Annotated in this window: 16 protein-coding genes; 13 read left to right on the top strand and 3 right to left on the bottom strand. The window is 41.2% G+C overall.

The window, feature by feature from the left end; translation table 11 throughout:
* Positions 1 to 382: 382 nt before the first annotated feature.
* The 8 genes from glk (at position 383) to J8Z28_RS10050 (ending at position 8,777) form a co-directional block, all read left to right on the top strand.
* Positions 383 to 1,381 (top strand): glucokinase, encoded by a 999-nt coding sequence (gene glk, locus J8Z28_RS10085; RefSeq protein ID WP_055020853.1) that lies wholly within the window; start codon positions 383 to 385, stop codon positions 1,379 to 1,381.
* A gap of 22 nt (positions 1,382 to 1,403) precedes the next feature.
* The gene (locus tag J8Z28_RS10080; RefSeq protein WP_054561637.1) at positions 1,404 to 2,417 is read left to right on the top strand and encodes a LacI family DNA-binding transcriptional regulator; all 1,014 of its coding nucleotides are present in this window, start codon (positions 1,404 to 1,406) and stop codon (positions 2,415 to 2,417) included.
* A 593-nt stretch (positions 2,418 to 3,010) separates the two neighbouring features.
* Positions 3,011 to 4,861, top strand: a complete 1,851-nt coding sequence (edd, locus tag J8Z28_RS10075; RefSeq protein ID WP_054561636.1) for a phosphogluconate dehydratase — start codon at positions 3,011 to 3,013, stop codon at positions 4,859 to 4,861.
* A gap of 34 nt (positions 4,862 to 4,895) precedes the next feature.
* Positions 4,896 to 5,516, top strand: a complete 621-nt coding sequence (locus tag J8Z28_RS10070; protein WP_054551439.1) for a bifunctional 4-hydroxy-2-oxoglutarate aldolase/2-dehydro-3-deoxy-phosphogluconate aldolase — start codon at positions 4,896 to 4,898, stop codon at positions 5,514 to 5,516.
* Positions 5,517 to 5,534: 18 nt separating this feature from the next.
* Complete coding sequence (gap, locus tag J8Z28_RS10065; RefSeq protein WP_250659352.1) at positions 5,535 to 6,539, top strand: type I glyceraldehyde-3-phosphate dehydrogenase; 1,005 nt, start codon at positions 5,535 to 5,537, stop codon at positions 6,537 to 6,539.
* 122 nt (positions 6,540 to 6,661) lie between these two features.
* Positions 6,662 to 7,006, top strand: coding sequence for a hypothetical protein (locus J8Z28_RS10060; protein ID WP_054561634.1), 345 nt, complete (start codon positions 6,662 to 6,664; stop codon positions 7,004 to 7,006).
* Positions 7,007 to 7,027: 21 nt separating this feature from the next.
* The gene (locus tag J8Z28_RS10055) at positions 7,028 to 7,471 is read left to right on the top strand and encodes a hypothetical protein (protein WP_082422943.1); all 444 of its coding nucleotides are present in this window, start codon (positions 7,028 to 7,030) and stop codon (positions 7,469 to 7,471) included.
* Between the two features lie 169 nt (positions 7,472 to 7,640).
* On the top strand, positions 7,641 to 8,777 hold the full coding sequence (locus tag J8Z28_RS10050; protein ID WP_250659351.1) for a sterol desaturase family protein: 1,137 nt from the start codon (positions 7,641 to 7,643) through the stop codon (positions 8,775 to 8,777).
* A gap of 35 nt (positions 8,778 to 8,812) precedes the next feature.
* Here the strand turns inward: J8Z28_RS10050 and J8Z28_RS10045 are convergent, their stop codons facing one another.
* From J8Z28_RS10045 to J8Z28_RS10035, 3 genes are all read right to left on the bottom strand, one after another.
* Entirely contained in the window at positions 8,813 to 10,087 is a 1,275-nt protein-coding gene (locus tag J8Z28_RS10045; RefSeq protein WP_054561632.1) for a protein kinase, read from the bottom strand.
* Between the two features lie 53 nt (positions 10,088 to 10,140).
* Positions 10,141 to 10,854 (bottom strand): YebC/PmpR family DNA-binding transcriptional regulator, encoded by a 714-nt coding sequence (locus J8Z28_RS10040; RefSeq protein ID WP_054561631.1) that lies wholly within the window; start codon positions 10,852 to 10,854, stop codon positions 10,141 to 10,143.
* A 74-nt stretch (positions 10,855 to 10,928) separates the two neighbouring features.
* Positions 10,929 to 12,671: an ABCB family ABC transporter ATP-binding protein/permease gene (locus J8Z28_RS10035; RefSeq protein ID WP_502934622.1), complete on the bottom strand. Its 1,743-nt coding sequence runs from the start codon at positions 12,669 to 12,671 to the stop codon at positions 10,929 to 10,931.
* A gap of 209 nt (positions 12,672 to 12,880) precedes the next feature.
* Here J8Z28_RS10035 and J8Z28_RS10030 point away from each other — a divergent pair, with 209 nt between their 5' ends.
* The 5 genes from J8Z28_RS10030 to J8Z28_RS10010 all read left to right on the top strand — a co-directional run bounded on the left by J8Z28_RS10030 (position 12,881) and on the right by J8Z28_RS10010 (position 17,868).
* A complete protein-coding gene (locus J8Z28_RS10030) occupies positions 12,881 to 13,927 on the top strand; it encodes an NAD(P)-dependent alcohol dehydrogenase (RefSeq protein WP_250659350.1) in 1,047 nt (348 codons plus the stop codon).
* A gap of 213 nt (positions 13,928 to 14,140) precedes the next feature.
* Positions 14,141 to 14,512 (top strand): hypothetical protein, encoded by a 372-nt coding sequence (locus J8Z28_RS10025; RefSeq protein ID WP_150114716.1) that lies wholly within the window; start codon positions 14,141 to 14,143, stop codon positions 14,510 to 14,512.
* A 74-nt stretch (positions 14,513 to 14,586) separates the two neighbouring features.
* Positions 14,587 to 16,398: a protein translocase subunit SecD gene (gene secD / locus J8Z28_RS10020; RefSeq protein ID WP_250659349.1), complete on the top strand. Its 1,812-nt coding sequence runs from the start codon at positions 14,587 to 14,589 to the stop codon at positions 16,396 to 16,398.
* Positions 16,395 to 17,315, top strand: coding sequence for a protein translocase subunit SecF (secF, locus tag J8Z28_RS10015; protein WP_250659348.1), 921 nt, complete (start codon positions 16,395 to 16,397; stop codon positions 17,313 to 17,315). The genes secD and secF overlap by 4 nt, the downstream gene beginning before the upstream one ends.
* A gap of 76 nt (positions 17,316 to 17,391) precedes the next feature.
* A complete protein-coding gene (locus J8Z28_RS10010; protein WP_054561626.1) occupies positions 17,392 to 17,868 on the top strand; it encodes a transcription elongation factor GreAB in 477 nt (158 codons plus the stop codon).
* Positions 17,869 to 17,930: the final 62 nt, after the last annotated feature.

Here is a 17,930-nt window from a genome sequence, read left to right as displayed (position 1 = left end):
TTTTCGGCTATTTAATATTTTTTTCAAGCTATTTGTGACAAGCGGCGTGTGTGTGGCTGTTCTGTACACAGCTAGGTATTTTTTATGCGTATATAAATGCTTTTTCGATACTTAATACGCAGGTTTTATCAATAAATACGTATGCATGCACAAATAATGAAAATTTTTATTGATCCTAATCTGACACCGGTGTCATAATGTCACTGTTTTATCATTTTGTTGTCAAAACGTATTTGGCTGCCCATTCATTTGGGCAGCATTTTTTTAATACAAAAGATAGCTTCTTTGAGGCAATGACCCAAAGTTTAGCAGACACAGTGGCTTTGCCATTGAAAACTAGAAAAATAAGCGGCAACTAGCTTAGACAAATAGAGAAAACATCATGAACACACAGACAACTACAGAATTCGCTCCTATTCTTGTTGCCGATATCGGCGGCACTAACGCTCGTTTCGCTTTAATCACTGACTTTAATGCACAAACTAACCAGTTTGTTATCGAGCACAATTTAACTTTTCCAAGTGCTGACTTTGGCTCTTTAGAAAGTGCGATAAACCAGTACTTCAGCCAAATTTCGTTTCCAAAGCCAAGCCGTGCATGTTTAGCAGTAGCTGGCCCGATCAAAGCAGGCCAAGTTCACTTAACAAACCTTGGCTGGCACTTTAACGTTGCAGATTTAAAAGCTGAGTTTTCATTTGAGCAACTTGAAGTAATCAACGACTTTGCAGCATTTGCCTATGCAGCACCTTATTTAGATGATTCGCAAAATATGGCTGTTAAAGCAGGCCAGGCTGATGAAAATGCGAATATCGCAGTTATGGGGCCAGGTACAGGTTTTGGTGCTGCGTGTTTAGTTCGCACATCACAAGGCAGCGCTGTTCTTAGCTGCGAAGCAGGGCACATTACCCTTGCGGCAGTGACAGAGTTAGACCGCTTGTTAATCACTGAGCTTAAAAAGCAGTTAAATCATGTATCTGTTGAGACTGTGTTCTCAGGCCCTGGTATTGCGCATTTATATGGTGCTATGGCTGCGGTAAAAGGCGTTGAAGCGAAGAATTTAGATGCTGCACAAATCAGCGAGCTTGCAACCACTGGTCAGTGTGAAGTCTGTGATGCAACACTTAATCAATTTTGTGATTGGATTGGCAGCGTAGCAGGGGACTTAGCCCTGACATTTGGCGCATTAGGTGGCGTATTTATTGGCGGTGGTATTTTACCTCGCATGCAACAACGTCTATTATCTAGTCGATTTGTTGAGCGTTTTGCAGACAAAGGCATTATGTCGCAATATACTTCACAGATCCCCGTTACGCTTGTAACACAAGACAACATTCCATTCATTGGTGCTGCTGCGTGTATACATGTTAAAAGTAACGCGTAATTAGCAGTTGGATGTAGAGCGGATGAAGAAAGTAACCATCAACAGTGTCGCCAGCTATGCCGGTGTATCGAAAAAAACAGTATCTCGCGTGCTTAACAATGAGCCTAACGTGAGTGATGCAACGCGCGAAAAAGTACTTAAAGTATTTAAAGAGCTTGATTACACACCAAACCCAATCGCTCGTGGCTTGGCACAAAACCGCAGTTTCATCATTGGTTGCTTGTACGACAATCCGAGTAAAAGCTATATTACACGTGTTCAAACTGGTGCTTTAGCGGCGTGTCACGAGCTTAACTACAATTTATTGATCCACCCATGTGAATTACGCGGCGAAGAATTAATTAGTAACATTGAGCAATTAATTCAAACCTCACGTTTAGACGGCATTGTACTGACCCCACCATTTTCAGATTTCCCTGAACTTGTAAGCTTTTTGAAGTCGAAAAAGATCCCTTATGCCCGTGTCGCATCTGCGGTACTTGAAGACGATTCTATTTCGGTAAGAAGTAACGACGAGCAGGGGGCTTTTGAAATAACAGAGCATCTTATTAAGCTGGGCCATAAAGAAATCGCCTTCATCAAAGGTCACCCTGATCACAGTGCGACAGAGCAGCGCTTTAAAGGTTATAGAAGAGCCCTTGCCTCAAATGGTATTGAGTTTGATGAACGCTTAGTTGAAGAAGGTAACTTCAGTTATCACTCTGGTGTTGATAGTGCCCGTACAATCTTAGATTTGAACCCTCGCCCAACAGCGGTATTTGCTTCAAATGATTACATGGCAGCGGCGGTATTAAAGCTTGCTACGCAAATGCAGTTAAGAGTGCCAGATGATATTTCTATTGCTGGGTTTGATAATGCCCCAATTGCACGTCATATTTGGCCAGGGTTAACGACCATTGCACAACCAGTTGAAGAAATGACTCAGCAAGCAGTTAAGCAATTGATCACTCATATTGGTGATCCACAAGAGTCGCCTTATCAAGTAACCCTTGAAGCAAAACTCATTACTCGTGAGTCGACAGCAGCAATTAAATAAATTTCATCTTGTTTTTTCACAGTAGCCCGAGAATGAGTGACGCGTTCTCGGGCTTTTTTATTTCAAGCTTAAAAACTTACTGAAACGCTATAAGTTACTGTTTTTATACCAATCAGCTTAATTAAGTAGTCTATTTTGAGGCAATAAAACCTCGTTGATAACAAGGCAAAAGTTTCGTTATTTAGTTGTTCTAAATGAGAAATTTTTAACACAGTTAGCGACAGGTTTAATCCCTCAAAATGATTAAGTATTATTGCGGGTTGGTATTAATTAAAACCAACCTCAAAGCTTGTCTTGCCTATAGGCCTTTAATAGTGGCACTTCACATGAATTCTACTCATATTCTACTAAAATAAAATTGTTCATTATTTGGTCATTTAAAAAAATTAAACTAAATTTAACAGATAAGGTTGACACCGGTGTCACAGTCATGAGTTAATACAGTGACACCGGTGTCAGGTTGGTTGTGAGAGACAGCCTGTCAGCGTACCTTTGAACGGGTAAATCAAAGTTGCTCAGTACAATTATTTTCGTGGAGTCTGTAATTGTTACTGAGCCTTTATCCTCTAACTATAGAGATGAGTCGAATTTATATGTTGCATCCTCGTATCCAAGAAGTCACCGAACGCGTTATCGAACGCAGTAAAGAGACCCGCCAAGCCTATTTAGAGCGAATCGCGCACGCAAAAAAACAAACAAGAGTTCGTGCTGGTTTAGGCTGTGGTAATATTGCACACGTTATGGCTGCTTGTAGCAGCGATGACAAAGCTCGTTTAAAAGCAGACGAGCAACCAAATCTAGCTATCATCAACGCTTATAACGATATGCTTTCTGCGCATGTTCCTTACAAAGACTATCCAGAAATTATCAAAAGCCTTGCCACTAAGTTTGATGCTACAGCACAGGTTGCTGGTGGTGTACCTGCTATGTGTGATGGTGTTACACAAGGCCGTGATGGCATGGAGCTTTCATTGTTCTCGCGTGACGTGATTGCAATGTCTACTGCGGTTTCTTTATCGCATGACGTGTTCGACGGTGTTTTCTGTTTAGGTGTATGTGACAAGATTGTCCCAGGACTTTTAATTGGTGCCTTATCATTTGGTCATTTACCAACGTATTTCTTACCAGCCGGTCCAATGCAATCGGGTATCCCAAATAAAGAAAAAGCCCGTGTTCGTCAAAAGTTTGCACAAGGCTTAGTAAGTCGCGAAGAGCTTTTAGAAGCAGAAAGCGCATCGTATCACAGTGCAGGTACCTGTACTTTCTACGGTACAGCAAACTCTAATCAAATGTTAATGGAAATCATGGGTCTACATTTACCAGGTAGCTCTTTCATTAACCCTTACACAGAACTACGTGATGGTTTAACAGGTCATGCTGTAGAAACCATGTTAAAGCAGCTAATCGAAACAAAAGATGCTAACTGCCTTGCAGACGTAGTAAGTGAAAAAACAATTATTAATGGTTTAGTTGGCTTGTTATCAACAGGCGGCTCAACAAACCACGCAATCCACCTAGTAGCAATTGCAAAAGCAGCGGGTGTAATCCTTACTTGGAAAGACATGGCTGACTTATCAGAAGTTGTGCCACTTCTTACACGTATTTACCCGAACGGCTCAGCCGATGTGAACCACTTCCAAGCTGCCGGCGGTATGGGCTTTTTAATGAAGCAACTACTTAGCAAAGGTTACTTACATAACGACGTGAAAACGATTGTGGGTGATGGCTTAGAAGCATACACCACAGAGCCAATGCTAGATAAAGATTCATCAGTGATCATGACTAACAGCACTGGCCCAAGCAAAGTTAAATGGGTAGCGTGTCCAGAAAAATCACACGATGAAGAAGTGTTACGTCCGATTGATAACCCGTTTAGCAAGCAGGGTGGTTTACAGCTTCTTACAGGTAACCTTGGTAAAGCTGTTATCAAAGTATCGGCAGTGGCTGAGTCACATCAAGTTGTTTCTGCACCAGCTAAAGTATTTAGCTCACAAGGTGAGTTACAAGAAGCGTATAGCCGTGGTGAATTAAACACAGACTTTATTGCTGTAATTAAAGAGCAAGGTCCAAAAGCGAAAGGCATGCCTGAGCTTCACAAATTGACGCCAGTAATGGCAACACTACAAGACCAAGGCTACAAAGTGGCGATTGTGACTGACGGCCGTATGTCGGGTGCATCAGGTAAAGTTCCTGCTGCAATCCACTTAGCACCAGAAGCGGTTGAAGGTGGTGTAATCGCAAAAATTCACGAAGGTGATTTAGTGACGCTTGATGCACCAGCGGGTGTATTGAAAGTACACGTAAGCGATGAAGAATTAGCAAAACGTGAATTACAACTTAGCCAACCAAGCCAAACATATGGTACAGGCCGAGAGTTATTCGCAGGTTTCAGAAATATAGTAAGTAGTGCAGACCTAGGCGCAAGTGCCTTTGGTTTAGAATAATAATACGCCGTTACTGGGCTATGAGGAACAAACAATGAGCATTGAGAAAATTTTATCATCGGCACCTGTGGTACCGGTTGTTGTTATCGAAAAACTTGAAGATGCAGCACCCCTTGCACGTGCGCTTTATAACGGTGGCTTAAAAGCACTAGAAATTACTTTACGTACGCCTATTGCGGCAGAAGCTGTAAAGCTAATGAAAGAAGCCGTACCAGAAGCATACGTTGGCACAGGTACTGTGGTTGATAAAGCGACATTTAATGCATCTGTTGAAGCCGGTGCTGACTTCATGGTTAGCCCAGGTGTAAACGACGAATTATTAGCACTGGCTAAAGACACTGATATTCCATTTTTACCAGGTGCAGCAACACCAAGTGAAGTAATGAAATTAGCAAGCCATGGCTTTAAGTTCTTAAAGTTCTTTCCTGCAGAAGCAGCAGGTGGCACTGCAATGCTGAAATCAATTGGTGGCCCTTTACCACAAGTAACTTTTTGCCCTACAGGCGGCATTAGCCTTGAAACAGCACCTAACTACCTGGCACTTAAAAACGTAATTTGTGTAGGTGGTACTTGGATGCTAGATAAACAACTTATTGAAAACAAAGACTGGCAAGCCATTGAAGCGCTTGCTCGCCAAGCAAGTGAAGTAAAATAATTAACGGGAGATATTAGAATGATTAATGTTGCAATTAATGGCTATGGACGTATTGGTCGTAACGTATTACGTGCCCTTTATGAGTCAGCTCAAAACAACGAAATCAAAATCGTTGCAATCAACGATTTAGCACCAGCAAATGTTAACGCGCATTTAACTCAATTTGACTCAGTACACGGTCAATTTTCTCAAAAAGTAACACTTGCTGAAAACACCATGCTAATTGGTAATGATGAAATTACCCTTACACAAGAGCGTGATCCAGCAAACCTTCCTTGGAAAGCTCTAAACGTAGATATCGTTTTAGAATGTACTGGTTTATTCACTTCACGTGACACAGCGGCTAAACACATTGAAGCGGGTGCTAAAAAAGTAATCGTTTCTGCACCTGGCACGGACATGGATGCAACAGTTGTTCATGGTGTTAACAGCGAAGTATTAAACGCTGACAGCAACATCATTTCAAATGCATCATGTACAACAAACTGTTTAGCGCCAATTGCAAAAGCAATCAACGATACAGTAGGTATTGATCAAGGTAGCATGACGACAATTCATGCCTACACAAACGATCAAAACTTATCTGACGTTTATCACCCAGACTTATACCGTGCACGTAGTGCAACTCAGTCAATGATCCCAACGAAAACAGGTGCAGCTAAAGCAGTTGGTTTAGTACTTCCTGAACTTGCGGGTAAACTTGACGGTATGGCAGTACGTGTACCAACAATCAACGTTTCTTTAGTAGATTTAACGTTTGTTGCTAAGCGTGAAACAACTGCAGCAGAAATCAACGAAGTCGTTAAAGCAGCATCAGAAGGTGCAATGCAAGGTATTCTTGAATACAACGAATTACCGCTTGTTTCTATCGACTTTAACCACAACCCTGCGTCTTCAATCTTCGATTCTACCCAAACTAAAGTAGATGGTAAGCTTGTTAAAGTGATGGCTTGGTACGACAACGAGTGGGGTTTCTCAAACCGCATGTTAGACCAAGTTAAAGCGCTAGGTCAGTTCTTATAAAAGAACAGTAAAAGTTTAAGCTTTATCCAACAAAGCCACGTTTATCGTGGCTTTTTTGGTTTTTGCTGGATAAAAGCATTTATTCACAGTATCTTCTCTTTAAACATTTTTAGGGACAGATGATGAATAAATTTTTAATACCTTTATGCCTCTTGTTAGTGTCTTGCTCATCAACACAAGATAAAAACCTACCCGATTTTAATATTCCCAAAGATGTGATATCAAAAGCAAAAGACGACTTCAGACGATCTGATGATAAAATTTTATTTATGATGATGGTTAATCAAGCGGGTGATGTTGTGAAAGTCAGTGTATTAGATAATAAGCTGCAAAATAAGCAATTCTTAAATATGTTTAAAAAGAATATGTATAACCTTAAATATCCAAAAGCTCAGCAAGGGGACCCTGAATTTAGAGAATTCATTTTACCATTTGGTGTAAAAACTGAAGTAGAATTCTATGGTTAATCCCATTTTATGAGGAAAATAATGAAAAAAATCTTATTAACTACTTCACTCTTTGTAATGTCGTTACTGCCTAGTTATGCTTCAGCATCAGAAGAAGCTCAGCAACTTGCAGTGTGTTTAACTGATTCACTAAATGGCAAAGAGCGGAAAAATCTCGCTAAGTGGATTTATCTGGGGATGTCGACGCATAGTATTATTAAACCTTTCTCGAACGTGACAGAGCAAGATATAGATGAAACTAATCGCTATGTTGGTGCATTAGTTACGCGTTTATTAACCGAAGACTGCCCAAAGCAAGCAAAGGCTGCGATTGAAGTCGGCGGTCAGGGGGCAATGGAAAACGCATTCGGTATTGTCGGTGAAGTTGCAATGCAAGAGTTAATGGCTGAGCCAAGTGTGGGTAATGCTCTAGGTGCATTCGATAAATACCTAGATCAAGATAAGTTTGATAAAGCATTTCAATAATAGTTTAAAGGCTTATTATTTTATAAGCCTAAATCGTTTCATAGGGATATGGATATTCAATAATCTTAGACAGTTATTCGCTAATAACTGGTTATGTACACATAATAGTAATGGTCTAGCGGATATTTGTTCCTAAATTCTTCTGTGTTAAGCTGCAAAAAATTGATAAATGGATTTTTATATTATGGCACGTCTTTATCATCGGCTATTTAGGGCTGAGCAGTTTCAAGTGGGTGAAGGCAATATCAGTGGCTATATGGCTTGCTTCTTAGCGATTTTATCCTGTTTAGGGGTATTAGCATTTCATTTTCCAGAGTACTTAACGACCCCTGAGCTCAGGCAAAATTACAGTGTCGAGTTTTTACGCCAGCTGATGTTTGTGGCATTGATTATTTCAGGCAGTTTAGGGTTGTTGAACTTTGTTCGTAATACTAATAAGCGGCTCGGTGCAACGGCTTGGGTGTTGATCTTACTTGCTATTGCATTTGGTGGGCCGAATGTTGAAGTGGGAGATTTTAGAGATAATACGCCGTACTTGGGGCTTGATTGGTTCATTCTTGATTTACTTGGATCCACACTGATTTTTATTCTAATTGAGAAGCTACTGCCGCACCGTAAAGAACAAAAAATTCTCCGCTCTGAGTGGCAGGGTGATTTAAACCATTTCTTTGTTAATCACTTAATTATTGGTTTTGTATTGCTGGCTACCAATCAGTTCGTGCATCACGCATTTGGCTGGGCTGTGTCTGATACTGTACAAGGCTTTATTATTCAACTGCCATTTGTACTGCAGTTATTTTTAATTATTTTAGTGGCCGATTTAATGCAGTATTTTGTGCATAGAGCTTATCACGAAGTACCCCTGCTTTGGCGTTTTCATGCCGTACATCACAGTGCAAAAGAAATGGATTGGCTTGCAGGCTCTCGTCAGCATATTTTAGAAATACTCGTGACGCGTAGCTTAGTGCTCACACCTATTTTTGTGCTCGGCTTTCCATCGGATGTTATTAGCCTATATGTCATTATTGTTGGCTTTCAGGCTGTGTTTAACCACGCTAATGTTCGGGTGAAGTTTGGTTGGCTAAAGTATTTGCTGGTTACGCCTCAGTTTCATCATTGGCATCATTCATCTGATAAAGCGGCCATTGACCGTAACTATGCCGCGCATTTTTCTTTTTTAGATTATCTATTTGGTACTGCTGTAAAAGGTCAAGCAGAGTGGCCCGATAAATATGGTGTAGTTGGCGATTACATGCCCGAAGGAATGTTAAAGCAGCAGGTGTTCCCGTTTAAAAAGCAAAAATAAAGCCTCACTGAGGCTTTATTTATAATTATCTACACTCATAATCGCGAAACTAGCTCAGAAAAGCGAGGGCGTTTGTCAGAGTTGAGTACTAAGCACTCTTGAGCTATGTCAGTAAGCATGTTGGTAATGTCGTTTTCTTCACTCACTACAGTCAGTAAATCATCGATGAAATAACCAAGGGCGCGTACTTCAATGCCTTCTAATAGCTGCTGTTGATTAGGTGTCAGCATTGATAAGTCAGTTGCCGCACCAAAGTCACCAAATAATAACTCGCCATGTGAATTGATCATGCTGTTATGGGCATAAATGTCACCATGGCTTACTTGTTTTTGATGCAAATGGGCGAGGGTACTTGCCATTTGCTTGACAATTTTTAGTACCATTTCTGGAGAATACTGGCTGTTGTCTTCGAATGTGTCACGGGTACAAGTTGCAAGAGAGGGGGGCAAACCAAGATTACTAAACTCTTTACTGATAAGCTCCATCACTAAACCAAGTTGTGACTCTTCATCGACATAGCCCAATGCTTTAATGAGATTTGGATGCTCACTTGCTTTTAAACAACAATTTAGCTCATCAAGTGGATAGCCATCACTGGTGATCTCGCCTTTAAATAACTTAAGGGCAACAGGACGTTGATGCCAATTGGCCAAATGAATGACCCCAGACGCACCTTGGCCAATCTGCTTTTTAACTTCGAATTCATCCAGTGCAATTTTGCTAAACTGCTCACAGTGTAAGCTAGTTGAGCGATTTAAATCGTTACCAGAGAAGCCAAGCCAAGCAAGTTTCGGTAAAGCTAAAAGCCAATCTTCAACTTTTGTAAGCTTATTGGCACTTAAACGGATTAGCTCAAGCTCTTTACAATTAGCCATCGAAGCTGGCAAATCAGTTAACTGATTACCTGCCAGTGAGAGCTTTTTAAGCTTGCTGTACTCACCAAATGTATCAGGTAAAGCAGGAATTTGATTATCAGTTAAGATCAGCCATTCAATCTTCGTTGGTAAACAGTGCGCTTTAAATTCAGTAATTTGATTACCTTTAAATGCCACCATGATTAAGTTTGGGCATTGTCTTAGCACGTCTGGAATATGTTTAAACTGATTAAATGATAAAAACAGCCGTTTGAGATTTTTTAATTTGTAAAAATCGTCAGGTAAATCACTTAGCTGATTATTAGATAAATCGAGGATTTCTAACGTATCGGCTAGGGTATAAATTTCTTTTGGCAATTCGGTTAGTTCTGCAACAAGCTGAAGCCGTGTACAACCTTGTAGAGAACCGGCTTTTAACTCTTCGAGGGTATTCAATGTTGATTCCTTTGGGCTAAAAGGTAAAAGGCCAACTTGGTTGGCCTTTTTAATTAAAACTGTGCGTTGTGGTAAACGTTTTGTACGTCGTCACAGTCTTCTAGCATGGCTAAAAAGCGTTCCATGACTTCAACGTCTTCACCTTCAATGGGTGCTTCTACTTGCGGCACAAAAGCAATTAGATCTTCGTGGAAATCAGTAATCCCCATTTCTTCAAGTGCTGTACGGGTATTGTTGTACTCAGTGTGTGGAGCGAATACAGTCACTTTACCGTCTTCAACTTCTACATCTGTTACATCTACATCTGCCATCATTAGTGCTTCTAAAACAGCCTCGTCATCATCACCATCAAATACAAAAATAGCGAGGTGATCAAATAAGTGTGATACTGAGTTTTGCGCACCAATTTTTGCATTCGCTTTTGTAAAACAAACACGTACGTCAGCAAAGGTACGTTTGTTGTTGTCGGTTAAACAGTCAACAATGATCATACAGTTGCCCGGGCCGTAACCTTCGTAGCGAGTTGCTACATAATCTTCGCCGCCACCGCCTTTGGCTTTATCGATTGCACGCTCGATTACATGCGTAGGTACTTGGTCTTTCTTAGCACGCTCAATTAAGCGACGAAGCGCTAAGTTGCCATCGGGATCAACACCACCATTCTTAGCGCAGATATAAATTTCTTTTCCGTACTTTGAATAAACTTTGGTTTTTGCACCCGCAGTTTTTGCCATTGAGTCTTTTTTGTTTTGATAAGCTCTGCCCATCTGCGTGTTGCCTTTTTGTTATAGATAAAAATAAAGCGGTTATTCTAATCATTTAACCTACTAGTTAACAGTGTTTATTCATCGCTTTGCTGTAACTGCCACATTCGTGCGTATTCACCATTTGCTGCAAGCAGTTGATGGTGCTGACCTTGCTCAACAACCTGTCCTTGTTTCATAACAATAATTTTGTCAGCGTCAGTAATTGTTGATAAACGATGCGCAATGACTAAGCTGGTATGTCTTTGTGCGACTTCACGCATCGCACTTAAAATAGCTTGCTCTGAATGCGAATCTAGCGCCGATGTTGCCTCATCAAATAATAAAATCGGTGAACCTTTTAAAATGGCTCTGGCAATTGCAATGCGTTGTTTTTCACCGCCTGATACTTTTAAACCGCGTTCACCAACAAGGGTTTTATCGCCTTTATCTAGGCTGGCAATAAATCCATCTAAATGGGCAAGGTTTATGGCTTTATCAATTTCATCTTCGCTTGCCGTTGGATTTCCGTAGGCGATGTTTTCGCGAATGCTGGTGTTAAATAGCACGGTATCTTGCGGTACGATGGCAATTGCTTGGCGCAAACTTTCAAGTGTCACTGTGTTGATTGCTTGCTCATCGATATAAATTTTACCTGCATCAACATCATAAAAACGGTAGAGCAGGCGGCTTAGAGTGCTTTTACCTGCGCCACTGGCACCCACAATCGCCACTTTGCTGCCAGAAGTAACCTCAAAGCTTAAGTTATTTAAAATTGACCTTTGTTTATCGTAACTAAACGACACATTTTCAAATCGAATAGCTGCTTTGGTTGCTTTTAATGGTTTTGCATCTTTGTCATCGCTAATGGCGGCTTTTCGATTTAACAGCCCCAGCATATTTTCAAGGTCAGTCAGCGCACGGCGTATCTCACGATAAACAAAACCTAAAAAGTTAAGTGGTAAAAATAACTGGATCATATAAGCATTGATCATCACAAGCTCACCTATTGTTAGCTCTTTGTTGACCACTGAGCTGGCACCTAGCCACATTAGCGCTGTAATAGCCGCGGCAATAATAAGTGCTTGCCCTGAATTAAGCGCAAGTAACGATAAACGATTTTTTAGCCTCGCTTGTTCCCATTTAGCTAAAAAGCCGTCGTAGGTGCTCGCTTCATAGTGTTCATTGTTGAAGTACTTAACGGTTTCGTAATTTAGTAAGCTGTCGATTGCACGGGTGTTTGAGTTGTTATCGGCAGCATTTGCTTCACGAATAAATCGGTTACGCCACTGAGTTACAATCACAGTAAAAGCAATGTAACTAGCAACCGCAATTAATGTGACCAGTGCAAACCAAGGTGAAAACAAGGTTGCAAAAATAATGGCTACTGTGATTATTTCAAATAGCGTTGGCACGATGTTAAACATCAAAAAGCGCATTAAAAAGCTGAGGCCACTTGTGCCACGCTCTATATCGCGACTGATACCGCCTGTTTGCCTGTCAAGATGAAAGGCAAGTTCTAAACTATGCAAGTGTTTAAAAACTTTTAAGCCAATATGTCTCATTGCGTGCTCAGTAACACGGCCAAATAACGCATCGCGTACTTCACCAAAAAATACACTGGCAAAGCGCAGTAAACCATAGGCGATCAGCAAGGCAATAGGAACGCTTAATAGCGGGTTGATACTCGCATCAACCGCGTCAATTATTTCTTTTAGTGCCCAAGGCATCAGTAATGTGGCGCCTTTTGCAGCAATAAGCGCTAAGACGGCTAATATGACTCGGCCTTTAAAGCTCATTAAATAGGGCCAGAGTGTTTTGATGCTTTGTGATAGGTTCATTGCATCAGGCGATCTCGTCACCTGTTCTTTGCGGCTCATTCCACGCATGAGGGTCTCTTAAAATCAATTTGATAAAAATAGGCAAAAGCTTTCGTGTTTTAGGCAAGTGTAATTTGTTAATTTACCTCTATACTGAATGCATTATACACCAGCGCATTAGCAAATTAGTTAATGCATGAGTAAAACACGAAGAAAACTAAGGAGTAAGCATGAAAACCGTCGGTTATGCAGCACATGATTCTGAAAAACCATTAGAGCCGTATCACTTTGAACGTCGTGCACTTCGTGATGAAGATGTATCAATTGAAATTCTATATTGTGGCGTGTGCCATTCTGACTTACACACCGCAGAAAACGACTGGGGCTGGACTCAGTACCCAGTGGTACCAGGCCATGAAATCGTTGGTCGCGTCCTTGAAGTAGGCAGCGGCGTTACAAAATATAAAGTGGGCGATAATGTTGCTGTGGGTTGTATGGTTGATAGCTGTTTAAGCTGTGACCAGTGTCATCACGGTGAAGAGCAGTTTTGTCGCGAAGGGATGGTAGGAACTTACTCAGGACAAGACCGCATTAGTGGTGAGCTCACTCAAGGTGGTTATTCAAAACACATTGTGGTGCGTGAAGAGTTTGTACTAAGTGTGCCTGAAGGCTTAGACCTTGCTAAATGTGCACCAATTTTATGTGCGGGTATCACAACCTATTCGCCACTACGCACGTGGAATGTCGGCCCAGGTAGCCGTGTTGGTGTGATTGGTTTAGGTGGTTTAGGTCATATGGCAATAAAAATCGCAGCTGCAATGGGCGCACATGTTACGGCAATTAGCCGTAGTGATAAGAAAAAACAACAGGTTTTATCTTATGGCGCAAAAGATTTATTGGTATCGAGCGATGAAGCTGCCATGCAAGCGCATGCAAATCAATTTGATGTGATCATTAATACCATTCCGGTAAAACACGACTTTACGCCGTATATTCCGCTTTTAGATATTGATGGTACGCAAGTATTGGTTGGTCAAGTGGGTGAACTTGAAGAGACTAACTCAGTGCCATTATTAATGGGACGTCGCCGTGTTGCTGGCTCATTGATTGGTGGTATAGCGCAAACTCAAGAAATCCTCGATTTCTGTGCACTGCATAATATTCTGCCAGAAGTTGAAATGATTAAAATGGACCAAATAAATGACGCATTCGATAAGTTAAAGCAAGGTGATATGGCCTCACGCTTTGTTATCGATATGTCATCATTAGAAGTTTAACAAAGTTAAATTACTAAGCGGGCTTAATTAGGCCCGCTTTTATTGTAGTCACTTTTATTTTGTTACTGTTTGTTTAAGTAATAACTTGTGTTTTATTTTTTTGCCCTCATTATATCCCTGTTATCCACTTAATTTATTGGTCAGTTCTTGTTACGGTTTTTCTCAGTCATTATCTTGCTATTTACTGTGTTCTTTAGCTCACAGAGCATGGCTATGCCTGACACGCACTCACACTTTGCTGCGACTAAATTGTTCCAAGTCGAGCTGACTAAAACCCCAGTTATTTCCCAAACTCATGCAGTTGAACATCCTAAACCGGTAGAACCATCCGGGTTTGATACCCTAGTGCCGCGTTTAACTGCCAGTAATTCATCATTATTTCTTTATCACAGTCAGGTTGACCCTGATTACGAGTTATTAATTGAATTCTTTGCTGAAGACTGGAGAAAAGAGCACTTTTTAGCGCCGCCAGGTGTAGTGCGTGTACTCCCATGGTTTGCATTAGCAACTCAACGAAAATCCCGCATTAGTGGCTGGAAAGACGCCAACCTCTTGTACAAAGCCAATACCACCTTCCATAGCTAAACGACTTCCTTCGTTACTTTTTATTTTTTTTAATTAAATATTTACCGGCTGACAATGCCGGAAGGAAGTCATGTATGTCACATAAATCAAAGCCGGCGCTATGGCGTCGTCTAAAAATGAGTTATGTCGCTATGATAGCGGCGTGTTTTTTATTAGCGGTTAGTGCACTACCTAACCTTTACCCTAACAAATCTTGGTTGCACATTAGCTTGCCAGATCAAACTGTGACGCTGCAAAGTGTGACAACATCACTAAATCAACATGGTTTTGAAGTGACTGAAGCCAATGATAGCCAAGCACTGCTGGCTATTTTATTAGCTGAGCCTACTCAAAGTGCCAATGCGCTGAGTTTTATCAAAACACAATACCCACAACTAGAGGCTAAAATTGTTGAGCATGCGACAAGCCCGCAATGGCTCCAGCAGCTGGGTCTATCACCGATTAAATTGGGACTCGATTTAAATGGTGGGGTGTTATTTGTGCTTGATGTTGACCTTGATAAAGCAATGCAAGAGCACTTAAATAGTGTGTATCAACAAACTAAATTGACGCTTCGTAAAGACAAAATCCGTGGGATCCGGGCAAATGAAGTCAAAGAAGGGGTTGAGCTACAAATTTTACCAACCTCCGAGGAGCAACTTGCAGGGCTTGTTTCAACGTTGCAAGGTCAATTCAAAGGCCTGATGCAAACTAAATCAACAACGAATAACCTAACTACGGTATTACTACATTTTAACGAGCAAAGCCAAAGCGAATTTAATAAACAAGTTATGGCGCAAAGCTTAACAACCCTGCGTGGTCGCATTGAAGAGCTTGGTATCACTGAAGCGGTAACGCAAAGACAAGGTAAGCAGCGCATTCGCATTGAGTTACCCGGTGTGCAAGACCTATCTGAAGCTAAGCGTATTATTGGTGCAACTGCGACCCTCGATTTTTATCAGGTCGTCGAAGTAGGAGGTAAAGCGTTTAATTTACAAGGCGGTGGCGTTGTTAATTTAAACCCTGTTGCGATTTTTTCAGGTGATCACATTAATAATGCCAGTGTTGGTAAAGATGAATGGGGCAAGCCTTTAGTTCAGCTTAGTTTAGATTCGCAAGGTGGCGATGCGATGTCTGCATTTTCTAAGCACAATATAGGTAAGGCTATGGCCACGGTGTATTCGGAATACTCACGGGATGCAAATGGCGACGTTGTTAAAAAAAGCGAAGTGTTCAATGTGGCAAACATTGCCCAGCATTTAAGTTCTCGTTTTAGTATTACTAATATGAAAAGCCCGCAAGCAGCCTACGATTTAGCGCTTTTACTGCGCGCAGGTTCACTCACAGCGCCAGTGACCATTGTACAAGAACAAACCATAGGCCCAAGCTTAGGCAGAGAAAACATTGAACACGGCTTAGCTGCGTTAATGCTGGGCATCGGTATTACCCTTGCATTTATGGCGCTTTGGTATCGTCGCTTAGGATTGATTGCCAATATTGCTTTACTCCTTAATTTAACGGCTTTAGTTGGTTTAATGTCGTTATTGCCGGGTGTTGTGTTGACACTGCCAGGTATTGCAGGGCTTGTACTAACGATAGGTATGGCAGTTGATACAAATGTGATTATCTTTGAGCGAATAAAAGAAGAGAAACGTAAAGGTCGACCTACTTATCAAGCGATTGAACAAGGCTATAACCAAGCATTTACGACCATTTTTGATGCCAATGTAACAACCATGATCACAGCAATTATCCTATACGCCATTGGATATGGACCGGTGAAAGGCTTTGCAATCACATTAGCGCTTGGGCTATTAACCAGTGTCTTTACTGGCGTTTATATTTCAAAAGCGCTTAGCCAAACACTCTACATTAAACTAACCAATTTGACGGGGGCTAAAGCATGAGTTGGTCAACATTAACAGCTGCGAGTAAAGCACGCGTTTTAGGGCTAGTGCTAAGCTGTGTTTTAGTCATCGCGAGCCTAGGTGTTTTATCTTTAAAAGGACTAAATTTTGGCCTTGATTTTACAGGTGGCTACATCAGTGAAATCAACACAACGTCAGTCACGAAAATTGCTGATTTAAAGGCAAAGTTAAGCCCTGAGGTTGCGAGCAAATTAACCATCACTAAAGCAGGTGAATATCACTTTGTTTTAAGAGAAGCGCCAAAGGCTAGCAAAGCCAGTACTTGGCAAGCAGAGCTGAATGAGCAAGGTGTAGACTATAGCGTATTATCTAGCTCATTTTTAGGCTCACAAGTGGGTGATGAGCTTTTTGAACAAGGTTGTTTAGCTTTATTTGCGGCGCTGATTGCAATTATGGTTTATTTAGCAGTGCGCTTTGAATGGCGACTCGCGGTAGGTTCAGTGGTTGCACTGTTACATGATTTAACTTTAGTGCTGGGCTTGTTTTCCTTACTTGGGCTTGAGTTTAATTTAACCGTGCTGGCGAGTTTACTGGCTATTATTGGTTATTCATTAAATGACTCAATTATAGTTGGCGACAGAGTTAGAGAGCTTTTACGTATTCAGCCAGACAATCAACGCATTAACACCCATGTTGTGATTAATGATGCAATTGGCTCTACGTTAACGCGTACATTGATCACCTCAGGCACAACACTTGCGACCATTGCCTGTATTTGGTTGCTTGCTGGTGCTGCATTAACGGGCTTTGCCATTGCGTTATTTGCAGGCATTGTGGTGGGAACCTTCTCATCGATTTGTATCGCCGCTACCTTGCCGCAGTTATTGGGGTTAAGTTCAGAAAATTACACCCAAACACTGGATGATAAAACCAAAGCCTATATGGATATGCCGTAAGTCAGTTTTATAACTTACTTTCATCAGCCGCTATTTTTCCATAGAATAGCGGCTTTTCTGTTTTAACTGCTTTGATATGAATAAAACACACGTAATTGAACATTTACGCTTTGCGCTAGAGGCACAACTGCAAAACGCCAAAGCAGCGGCAAAAGCGGCTCATGACGCTGCAACCCACGAAGAAAGTGTTGCTGAAACCCAATACGATACCTTGGGTTTAGAGGCTGCTTATCTAGCGCAAGGGCAAGCTGAACGAGTTAATGAGTGCTACCGTGATATTCAGGCATTCAATACGGTGTTTAAAGAAAGCGAATTTAATAAGGTTCGTGAAGGTGCATTAGTGTGTCTTGTCGATGAACAAGATTACGCAAAGTGGTTTTTTATGGGCCCAAGTGCAGGTGGCTTAATAGTCACCGTAAAAGAACAGCCTATTTATGTTGTGACACGAGAAGCGCCGTTAGGTAAGCAATTGATTGGAAAGAGCCTTGATGATGAAGTTGAACTCTCTATTGCTGGCAATAAACAGTTGTACGCCATAGAACAGTTAATTTAATTATTGGTATTTTTAATCAGTAAATTTCATCTTCAAGTAAAAAATATCTCGTTGGTCACAAA

It is taken from the genome of Pseudoalteromonas sp. SCSIO 43088 (assembly GCF_023650795.1).
Lineage (GTDB): Bacteria > Pseudomonadota > Gammaproteobacteria > Enterobacterales > Alteromonadaceae > Pseudoalteromonas > Pseudoalteromonas shioyasakiensis.
This window is presented reverse-complemented; position numbering and strand designations above follow the sequence as displayed.